This is a genomic window from Pseudomonas typographi, from assembly GCF_014694385.1.
In the GTDB taxonomy this organism is placed as follows: domain Bacteria; phylum Pseudomonadota; class Gammaproteobacteria; order Pseudomonadales; family Pseudomonadaceae; genus Aquipseudomonas; species Aquipseudomonas typographi.
In genome coordinates this window covers 108552-118640 of the sequence record NZ_JAAOCA010000020.1, presented here as the reverse complement: position 1 = coordinate 118640, position 10089 = coordinate 108552, and the positions used below count along the sequence as shown (strand labels likewise).

Sequence of the window (10089 nt, the reverse complement as noted above, 5' to 3'; positions counted from 1 at the left end):
CCAACTCACAAGCACCCACACGAATTGCTTGATTCAGTTGTTAAAGAGCGGTGGGTTGAGCCTTCGCTTCAACCGAGGCGCGCATTCTACGCTAACCTCTCTTGCTGTCAAGCGGAATATTCAGAAGCTTTTCGAAGAAACCGTTCAACTTCAACCACTTGACACGCCTCAGACCTCTCGAAGCGGGAGGCGAATTCTACAGCCTTAACACCGGCTGTCAACCACCTTTTTCACCGCATTCAATCCGGGGACTGAAACCACTTCCCGCATTCCGAAAACCCTAACCCCTTGATAAACAAAGTGTTTCGTGTTCCGTTGTCGCTGGAAGTGGTGCGCATTATAGGGGGTTGGAACCTAGCGTCAACCGTTAAATTCAAAAAGGTGTCAAATAACGCCACTCGCCTTCAGGCCCTTTTGTTCATCAGCCCCCAACCCTAAGAGTTGGGCCAGCACCTGGGCGGTATGTTCCCCCAACAACGGCGGCGCCTGGCGGTATTCAACCGGTGTTTGGGAGAGGCGCAAAGGGCTTGCCACCTGGGGCAGCGTTCCGGCCAGCGCGTGCTCCAGCGTCACCACCAGCCCACGCGCTTGCACCTGGGGGTCGTTGAACACTTGCTGCACATCGTTGATCGGCCCGCATGGCACACCCACCGGCTCCAACGCCTGGAGCCATTCGGCGCTGGTACGAAACACCGTGGCCTGGCGGATCAGCGGCACCAGCACCTCCCGGTGGGCCACCCGCGCCGCGTTGCTGGAAAACCGCGCATCGGCGGCCCACTCGGGGTGCCCCGCCACCTCGCAGAATTTGCGAAACTGGCTGTCGTTGCCCACGGTAAGAATAATGTCGCCATCGGCGGTCGGGAAATCCTGATACGGCACGACATTGGGGTGAGCATTGCCCAGGCGGCGCGGCGCCACCCCGGTGGTGAGGTAGTTCATCGCCTGGTTGGCCAGGCACGCCACTTGAACATCCAATAACGCCATATCGATGTGCTGGCCTTCACCATTGTGGTGGCGGCTGTTCAATGCAGCCAGCACCGCCACGCTCGCATAAAGGCCGGTGAGGATGTCGGTCAGCGCCACGCCGACCTTTACCGGCCCCGCCCCGGCTTCATCGTCGGCACGGCCGGTCAGGCTCATAAGGCCGCCGAGCCCTTGCACCATGAAATCGTAGCCGGCACGCTTGGCATAGGGGCCGAACTGGCCGAAGCCGGTGATCGAACAATAGATAAGCCGAGGGTTCACTGCCCGCAGCGAGGCGTAGTCCAACCCATAGGCCGCCAGCCCACCCACCTTGAAGTTCTCGATCAACACATCGGATTGCGCCGCAAGCTCCCTGATCAGACGTTGCCCCTCTGGCAGCGTGAAGTCGATGGTGACCGACTGTTTATTGCGGTTGGCCGCCAGGTAATAGGCGGCCTCGCCGGTGCTGTTCCCGGCGGCATCCTTTAAATAAGGCGGGCCCCAGGCACGGGTATCGTCCCCGCTGCCGGGTTTTTCCACCTTGATCACTTCGGCGCCCAGGTCGCCCAGCACTTGCCCAGCCCAAGGGCCAGCCAGCACCCGCGACATATCCAGCACGCGCACGCCAGACAATGCCCCCATCGCCGCACCCTCTTCTTATTGTAGTGATTAAAAAAACGCCTGGATGCCGGTTTGCGCACGCCCCAGGATCAACGCATGAACATCGTGGGTACCCTCATAGGTGTTCACCACTTCCAAGTTCACCAAATGCCGGGCCACGCCGAACTCGTCGCTGATACCGTTACCCCCCAGCATGTCCCGCGCCATTCGGGCGATATCCAGGGCCTTGCCGCACGAATTACGCTTCATCATCGAGGTGATCTCAACCGCCGCCGTGCCCTCGTCCTTCATCCGCCCTAAGCGCAAGCAGCCCTGCAGGGCCAGCGTAATCTCGGTCTGCATGTCGGCCAACTTCTTTTGCACCAACTGGTTAGCCGCCAGTGGCCGGTTGAATTGGTGGCGGTCAAGGGTGTATTGGCGCGCCGTATGCCAGCAAAACTCCGCCGCACCCAGCGCGCCCCAAGCGATGCCGTAACGCGCTGAGTTCAGGCAGGTAAAGGGCCCCTTGAGGCCGCGCACCTCCGGGAAGGCGTTTTCTTCTGGAACGAACACGTTGTCCATCACCACTTCGCCCGTAACCGATGCGCGCAACCCCACCTTGCCGTGTATGGCCGGTGCGCTCAGCCCTTGCCAGCCCTTTTCAAGAATGAAACCGCGGATGTCGCCAGTGTCATCCTTGGCCCACACCACGAACACATCGGCAATGGGGCTGTTGGTAATCCACATTTTGCTGCCGCTCAAGCGGTAGCCGCCGGCTACCGGCTTAGCACGGCTGGCCATCGAGCCCGGGTCGGAGCCATGGTTCGGCTCGGTGAGCCCAAAGCAGCCAACCCACTCGCCGCTGGCAAGCTTGGGCAGGTATTTTTGCTTTTGCGCTTCGCTACCGAACTCGTGGATCGGCACCATCACAAGTGAAGATTGCACACTCATCATCGAGCGGTAGCCGGAATCCACCCGCTCGACTTCGCGGGCGATCAGGCCATAACACACAGCGCTCAGGCCGCTGCCGCCATACTGCTCCGGAAGGGTAGCGCCCAATAACCCCGCAGCGCCCATCTCACGAAAAATCGCCGGGTCGGCCTTCTCATGGCGGAACGCTTCGAGCACCCGCGGCGCCAGGTGCGCTTCGGCAAACTTCGCGGTGCTGTTACGCACCAAGCGTTCCTCTTCGCTGAGCTGTTGGTCCAACAGCAGTGGATCGATCCAGTTGAAGCGAGTGTTGGCGGCCATGGGCGAACCTCTTGGGCATTGTTTTTACCCAAGCCTAGTGAAGCGCACGCTGCAGCACAAACGAGCAAAATGCACGGGGTTGTGTTGCTTTCTCACTCCGAAAACGCGACAACAGCAGGTGAGCGGTTCGTTGGCAGGTTGCCCCATGCGTAGAAAAGTCCCCAGCACCACGGCGTTGATCTGTTTCGAAGCGGCGGCCCGGCACGAGAGCTTTACCAAAGCGGCACAAGACTTGTCCCTGACCCAGGGGGCCGTGTGCCGGCAAATCGCAGCGTTAGAAGGTTTTCTCGGCGTGGCGCTGTTCCGGCGCTCGCACCGTGGCGTGCGGCTCACCGACGCCGGGCTTGCCTATAGCCGGCAGGTCAGCGCGCAGCTCGATGCGGTGGAGCGCGACACCCTGTCGCTCATGGGCCAGGGCGGTGCCAACAGCATCGAACTGGCGGTGGTGCCTACCTTTGGCACGCGGTGGTTGCTGCCCCGGCTAAAAGACTTCCAACGGGCAATGCCCCAAGTGCTGGTCAACTTGACCAACCGCACCCGGCCCTTTTTGTTCGCCGACACGGCCTTCGACGCGGCGGTGTACTTCGGTGACGGCGATTGGCCTGGGGCCCGTGCCCAGCGGTTGATGGGCGAAAACCCGGTGCCCGTGTGCAGCCCGGCCCTACTGGGCCACGCCGGCCCATTGAGCGCCGAGCGAATCGCCAGCCTGCCGCTGCTGCAACAAACCACCCGCCCGCATGCCTGGCGGCAGTGGTTTAGCGCCTGTGGCCTGCACGTGCCACGCGACATGACCGGGCCGCGCTATGAATTGTTTTCCATGCTTGCCCAAGCGGCCCGCCATGACATGGGCATCGCGCTGATACCGCCGTTCTTGATCGCCCAGGAGTTGGCACGGGGCGAACTGGCCATCGCTCACCCGCAACCCTTGAATAGCGACAACGCCTATTACTTGGTAATGCCGGAACGGAAAGTTGAATCCGCCGCACTGAAAGGCTTCAGCCAATGGTTAACGAGTTGCGCACATGCCTATTCAAACAAGGCCCCGCAGCCGTAACTTTCACCCAGGAATAACCGCGTGGAATATCTGCCATAACCCCTTGAATTCCGCCGCAGAATGGCAGCTATAACTTTCTTTCAAAAATCGCCAAATAGATGCGTGGCTAAGACCCTGAGTCAAAAAATAAAAACCTAATAATATCTCCTTAAAAACAATAAGTTAGGCAAGTGGTACGACAACTTCACGCACCTCCTGATTCTTTTTAGAGCAATCATTTATTGCCACGTCCAATGTTAATTTGCACAATGAAACAAACGCACAGCGCCCCGCACCGTACGCATTATTTTGAGCGACGTGAGACCCGAGAAAAAGGCGAACATACGGCCTGCGCTCGCATCCGGCTTTTACCGGCTGTTAATGAGCACGCCGATACTTCATCGCCCTGTTTCAATGCACCATCACCCCGCACAAATACAGTTCGTACCGTGCCTATGGCCACAACCACCGCAACGCCGGTAGTGCGCTGGCCGCATGATAATAACGTTCGCAGGAGAACCACACGTGCACATAGGTGTTCCGCTCGAAACGCACCCCGGTGAAACGCGGGTTGCTGCCACCCCTGAAACCATTAAGAAGCTGATCGGCCAGGGCCACCGCGTGACCGTCGAACGGGGCGCGGGGGTAGCCGCCAGCATTCCAGATGCCGCTTTCGAAAGTGCCGGGGCCAGCATGGGCACCGCAGCCGAGGCTTTTGGCGCCGAGTTGGTGCTGAAGGTGCTGGCACCGAGCGAGGCGGAATTGGCGGGCATGGCCCCCGGCAGCGTATTGCTCGGCATGCTCAACCCCTTCGACAACGCCACGATCGCGCGCATGGCGGCCCAAGGTATTAGCGCCTTCGCACTGGAGGCCGCGCCACGCACGTCGCGGGCACAGAGCCTGGATGTGTTGTCGTCGCAGGCGAACATTGCCGGGTACAAAGCGGTGCTGCTGGCCGCCCACCACTACCCGCGCTTCATGCCTATGTTGATGACCGCCGCCGGCACGGTGAAGGCCGCCCGGGTGCTGGTACTCGGCGCGGGCGTAGCCGGCCTGCAAGCCATCGCCACCGCCAAGCGCCTGGGCGCGGTGATCGAAGCCTCGGATGTACGCCCGGCGGTGAAGGAGCAGATCGAGTCGCTGGGCGCCAAGTTTATCGACGTGCCCTTCGAAACCGATGAGGAGCGCGAATGCGCCGAAGGCGTGGGCGGTTACGCCCGCCCGATGCCGGCCAGTTGGATGCAGCGCCAGGCCCAAGCCGTGCATGAGCGGGCCAAGCAGGCCGATATCGTGATCACCACCGCGTTGATTCCCGGGCGCAAGGCACCGACGTTGCTCAGCGCCGAGACCGTGGCCCAGATGAAGCCCGGCGCCGTGGTGATCGACTTGGCCGCCGCGCAAGGCGGCAACTGCCCGCTCACCGTGGCCGACCAAGTGGTGGTGGCCCACGGCGTGACCCTGGTGGGCCCCAGCAACCTTCCCACCCAAGTGCCTGCCGATGCGTCGGCGCTGTATGCGCGCAACCTGCTCGACTTCACCCGGTTGCTGTTCGACGCGCAAGGCATCCTGACCATCAACCTCGATGACGATATCGTCGCCGCGTGCCTGATGTGCCGCGGCGGGGAAGTCGTGCGCAAAAACGGATAAGGAGCTCGCCATGGAAGACATGCTGATTTCTCACGGCATTTACAACCTGATCATTTTCGTATTGGCGATCTATGTGGGTTACCACGTGGTGTGGAACGTCACCCCGGCACTGCACACCCCGCTGATGGCCGTGACCAATGCCATTTCCGCGATCGTGATCGTCGGCGCCATGCTGGCCGCGGCCCTGACCGTGACGCCCTTGGGCAAGGCCATGGGCGTGCTGGCCGTTGCGCTGGCGGCGGTCAACGTATTCGGCGGCTTTCTGGTTACCCGCCGCATGCTCGAAATGTTCAAGAAAAAAGACAAAAAAACCGAGGGCAACAAGCCATGAGCATGAACCTGGTTACCCTGTTTTACCTCGTTGCCTCGGTTTGCTTCATCCAGGCGCTCAAGGGCCTTTCCCACCCTACCAGCTCGCGGCGTGGCAACCTGTTCGGCATGGCGGGCATGGCGATCGCCGTGCTCACCACCGTGGTGTTGATCTTCAAGCTCGGGGCCGAACTGGCGCCCGCTGGCCTCGGCTACGTGATCGCTGCCCTGCTGGTGGGTGGCACCGCCGGCTCGGTCATGGCCAAACGGGTAGAAATGACCAAGATGCCCGAACTCGTCGCGTTCATGCACAGCATGATCGGCTTGGCAGCGGTGTTCATTGCCATCGCCGCCGTGGCCGAGCCACAGTCATTGGGCATCGTCGCACAATTGGGTGATGCCATCCCGCCCGGCAACCGCCTGGAGCTGTTCCTCGGCGCGGCGATTGGCGCCATCACCTTTTCCGGCTCTGTCATTGCCTTCGGCAAGTTGTCCGGCAAGTACCGGTTCCGCTGGTTCCAGGGCACCCCCGTGAGGTTTGCCGGCCAGCACCTGCTCAACCTGCTGCTGGGCCTGGTGATGCTCGGCTTGGGCGTTACGTTCGTGCTCAGCGGTAATTACCTGGCCTTTGCAGTGATGCTGGCGCTGGCCTTCGTGCTCGGGTTACTGATCATCATCCCCATCGGCGGTGCCGATATGCCGGTGGTGGTATCCATGCTCAACAGTTATTCAGGTTGGGCTGCCGCGGGCATCGGCTTCTCACTGAATAACGCGATGCTGATCGTCGCCGGTTCGCTGGTGGGGTCTTCCGGCGCCATCCTTTCTTACATCATGTGCAAGGCGATGAACCGTTCGTTCTTCAACGTGATCCTTGGCGGCTTCGGCGGTGCCACCCAAACCATCAGCAGCGGCGGCACGGCCGAACAGCGGCCCGTGCGGTCGGGCTCACCAGACGACGCCTCGTTCCTGCTGAGCAACGCCGACAGCGTGATCATCGTGCCCGGCTATGGCCTGGCCGTCGCCCGCGCGCAGCACGCGCTGAAAGAGCTGACGGAGAAACTCAGCCATGCCGGGGTCACGGTGAAATACGCCATCCACCCGGTGGCTGGCCGCATGCCTGGGCACATGAACGTGCTACTGGCCGAAGCCGAAGTGCCGTATGACCAAGTGTTCGAGATGGAAGACATCAACGCAGAGTTCGGCCAAGCCGACGTGGTGTTGGTGCTCGGTGCCAACGACGTGGTCAACCCGGCGGCGAAGAACGACCCGAGTTCGCCGATCGCGGGCATGCCCATCCTCGAGGCCTTCAAAGCCAAGACGATCATCGTCAACAAGCGCTCGATGGCCAGCGGTTATGCGGGCCTGGACAACGAGTTGTTCTACCTCGACAAAACCATGATGGTGTTTGGCGACGCTAAAAAGGTTATCGAGGACATGGTCAAAGCGGTCGAATAACGGCCCCGCCTTCAACGCCCCACCTGGTCGCCAGGTGGGGCGTGCTGCGTCAGGGCCCCCAAGGCCGGCCTTTTTCATAGGCTGCAAAAGTGTTTTACCGTAAAAGCCCCGTTTTAAAGCCTTCGCCTACGACCTTGGTAGCGGGACGTAGCGCCTCGCGAAGCAATAGACTTCGCACCTTGCTACCGTCGCTTCGAGATAACAATCATGTACCGTGACCGCATTCGCATGCCTGCCTTGCACAACAAGGTAATGACCGCGGCAGCCGCCGCCGCCCTGATCCACGATGGCATGACCGTCGGCATGAGTGGCTTCACCCGCGCCGGGGAAGCCAAGGCCGTGCCGCAGGCGCTGGCCGAGCGGGCCAAGGCCCGGCCGCTGAAGATCAGTTTGATGACCGGCGCAAGCCTGGGCAACGACCTGGATAAGCAGCTCACCGAGGCCGGCGTGCTGGCCCGGCGCATGCCGTTCCAGGTCGATAGCACATTGCGCAAGGCCATCAACGACGGCAGCGTGATGTTCATTGACCAGCACTTATCCGAAACCGTCGAGCAACTGCGCAACCATCAGATCAAGGCCGTGGACATCGCCGTGATCGAAGCGGTGGCCATCACCGAGCATGGTCATATCGTGCCCACCACCTCGGTCGGTAACTCCGCCAGCTTCGCCATCCTCGCCAAGCACGTAATCGTCGAGATCAACCTTTCTCAGCCGCTGGCGCTCGAAGGCCTCCATGATATTTATATTCCCACCTACCGCCCTACCCGCCAGCCGATCCCGGTAGTGCGTGCCGACAGCCGCATTGGCAGCACGGCCATCCCCATCGACCCGGGCAAAATCGCCGGCATCGTGATCAGCCAGCAACCGGATTCACCCTCTACCGTATTGCCGCCGGATGAAGAGACCCAGGCCATCGCCAGCCACCTGGTCAGGTTTTTCGCCGACGAAGTTGCTCACGGCCGCTTGACCCGCGAACTGATGCCACTGCAGGCTGGCATCGGCACCATCGCCAATGCGGTGATGCATGGGCTGCTGCAGTCACCGTTCGAAAACCTCACGATGTATTCCGAGGTGCTGCAAGACTCGACTTTCGATTTGTTCGACGCCGGCAAGTTGGCATTCGCCTCCGGCAGCTCGATGACCCTTTCGGCACGCAAGCATGCGCAGGTATTCGCCGACTTCAACCGATACAAATCCAGGCTGGTGCTGCGCCCGCAGGAAATTTCCAATCACCCCGAGGTGATTCGCAGGCTTGGGATCATCGCCATCAATACCGCCCTGGAGTTCGACATCTACGGCAACGTGAACTCTACCCACGTGGGCGGCACCCGGATGATGAACGGCATCGGCGGCTCTGGGGACTTCGCCCGCAACGCCCACTTGGCAATCTTCGTGACCAAGTCCATCGCCAAGGCGGGCGCATTGTCCAGCGTGGTGCCTATGGTCAGCCATGTAGACCACACCGAACACGACGTGGATATCCTGGTGACCGAGCAAGGGCTGGCGGACTTGCGCGGCCTGGCCCCTAGGGAACGCGCCCGGCAGGTTATCGACCACTGCGTGCACCCCAGCTACCGGGCGGCCCTGAACGACTACTTCGAGCGGGCCTGTGCACGCGGTGGCCACACACCCCATGTGCTGCGGGATGCACTGCTCTGGCACATCAACGCCGAGGAAACCGGGCACATGGTTGCCCTTTGAACGAGCGCCGAGGGTACTGTTTTTGCCTAGCGCAGGAACAGTTTGCCTGCCACCGGCCAAAATTTATAAAACTGTTCTTCTGTACCGCTAAAAAAGCGCCGCCCCGCCGCTAGCGCCTGGCCACTTTTTGCCAAAACGCACCATTTTGGTACTAACCAGTACAGTTTGCCCCAAAACAACCACAACAGGCCGCCATAACAGATAACTGAGTGACCACAATAATGCTCAACTGTGCCTTTAGCGGGGGCACAGTGAGGCGCATCATTTGCTCCAAGTTCAAACCACACTTAGTCCCGCCACAAGCGGAAGGATGCTCACCATGGAACGTACCCTCAGTTCCGATCTGCAATTCAACAACCCTACTGCCCAGCCTTCGTCTGTGGTACTGCGCACGCTGGCCAGCCTGAGCCTGTGGCAGCGCCGCATCGCCAGCCGCCACCAGTTGGCTCGCCTGGATGCCCGCCTGCTGGCCGATGCCGGCATCAGCGAAGCACAGCGTTACGAAGAGCTGAGCAAGCCTTTCTGGCGCTGAGCCGTGCCGGTGGGGCCGCTTGCCCCATGGCCAAATAAAACCCGCCCAAGAAACTGGGCGGGTTTTTTATTTGGATTCAATGAGTTAGGCAGGAAAAACAGTTTTCCAAAACCGAGCCATTACCGGCACAGTTCCTGATGCAGCGCTATTCATGGGCGCTATAGCTGGCGCCACGGCGCTAGAACCGCTCTAATAGGTTCTTTCCGCTTCCTTGAGGCCCTGTGATGAACGCTGCCCAAATCGCCGCCGGCGCATTGCTGATTTCCCTTTGCTGTGGCGCCTCTGCGTCGAGCTTCATTGTGACCACCGACGCGGTGGTGCGCGCCGTAAATGCCAGCACCAATGCCACGTCCGACGCCACCTCGTCGCTGCGCGACCACAAAATCGTTCGCCAGGCCCGTGAAGATGCGGCCAGCTTCGTCGCCAGCGCGGGCGCCATTCGTGGTGCGCGCCTGGAAAGCGCGCTGGCCTTCCTGCACCAGCAACAGCCGCTACAGCATGCGACGGACAGCGAATTGGCCCAGGCGATTTTGGTGGCCACCGAGTAGCAGCCATGCACGGGCTACCGCTATGAAACTTTGTACATTTTGTTTCCTAG

General features: G+C 60.8%; 9 protein-coding genes. 7 read left to right on the top strand and 2 right to left on the bottom strand.

The window, feature by feature from the left end; all coding sequences use genetic code 11:
• Nucleotides 1–384 precede the first annotated feature (384 nt).
• Nucleotides 385–1605: a CaiB/BaiF CoA transferase family protein gene (locus HAQ05_RS16665; protein WP_190422572.1), complete on the bottom strand. Its 1221-nt coding sequence runs from the start codon at nucleotides 1603–1605 to the stop codon at nucleotides 385–387.
• A 27-nt stretch (nucleotides 1606–1632) separates the two neighbouring features.
• Nucleotides 1633–2814: an acyl-CoA dehydrogenase gene (locus tag HAQ05_RS16660; protein WP_190422570.1), complete on the bottom strand. Its 1182-nt coding sequence runs from the start codon at nucleotides 2812–2814 to the stop codon at nucleotides 1633–1635.
• Between the two features lie 145 nt (nucleotides 2815–2959).
• Between HAQ05_RS16660 and HAQ05_RS16655 the strand changes: the two genes are divergently transcribed.
• From HAQ05_RS16655 to HAQ05_RS16625, 7 genes are all read left to right on the top strand, one after another.
• The gene (locus HAQ05_RS16655; protein WP_190422568.1) at nucleotides 2960–3868 is read left to right on the top strand and encodes a LysR family transcriptional regulator; all 909 of its coding nucleotides are present in this window, start codon (nucleotides 2960–2962) and stop codon (nucleotides 3866–3868) included.
• Nucleotides 3869–4372: 504 nt separating this feature from the next.
• Nucleotides 4373–5494 carry a Re/Si-specific NAD(P)(+) transhydrogenase subunit alpha gene (locus HAQ05_RS16650; protein WP_190422566.1) on the top strand — a complete coding sequence of 374 codons (1122 nt, stop codon included), beginning with the start codon at nucleotides 4373–4375 and terminating at the stop codon, nucleotides 5492–5494.
• A 10-nt stretch (nucleotides 5495–5504) separates the two neighbouring features.
• The gene (locus HAQ05_RS16645; RefSeq protein WP_190422564.1) at nucleotides 5505–5825 is read left to right on the top strand and encodes an NAD(P) transhydrogenase subunit alpha part 2; all 321 of its coding nucleotides are present in this window, start codon (nucleotides 5505–5507) and stop codon (nucleotides 5823–5825) included.
• Nucleotides 5822–7258: an NAD(P)(+) transhydrogenase (Re/Si-specific) subunit beta gene (locus HAQ05_RS16640; protein ID WP_190422562.1), complete on the top strand. Its 1437-nt coding sequence runs from the start codon at nucleotides 5822–5824 to the stop codon at nucleotides 7256–7258. Before HAQ05_RS16645 ends, HAQ05_RS16640 begins: the two co-directional genes overlap by 4 nt.
• 207 nt (nucleotides 7259–7465) lie before the next feature.
• A complete protein-coding gene (locus HAQ05_RS16635; protein ID WP_190422560.1) occupies nucleotides 7466–8959 on the top strand; it encodes an acetyl-CoA hydrolase/transferase family protein in 1494 nt (497 codons plus the stop codon).
• Between the two features lie 319 nt (nucleotides 8960–9278).
• Complete coding sequence (locus HAQ05_RS16630) at nucleotides 9279–9491, top strand: DUF1127 domain-containing protein (protein WP_190422558.1); 213 nt, start codon at nucleotides 9279–9281, stop codon at nucleotides 9489–9491.
• Between the two features lie 224 nt (nucleotides 9492–9715).
• On the top strand, nucleotides 9716–10039 hold the full coding sequence (locus tag HAQ05_RS16625; protein ID WP_190422556.1) for a DUF2388 domain-containing protein: 324 nt from the start codon (nucleotides 9716–9718) through the stop codon (nucleotides 10037–10039).
• Nucleotides 10040–10089: the final 50 nt, after the last annotated feature.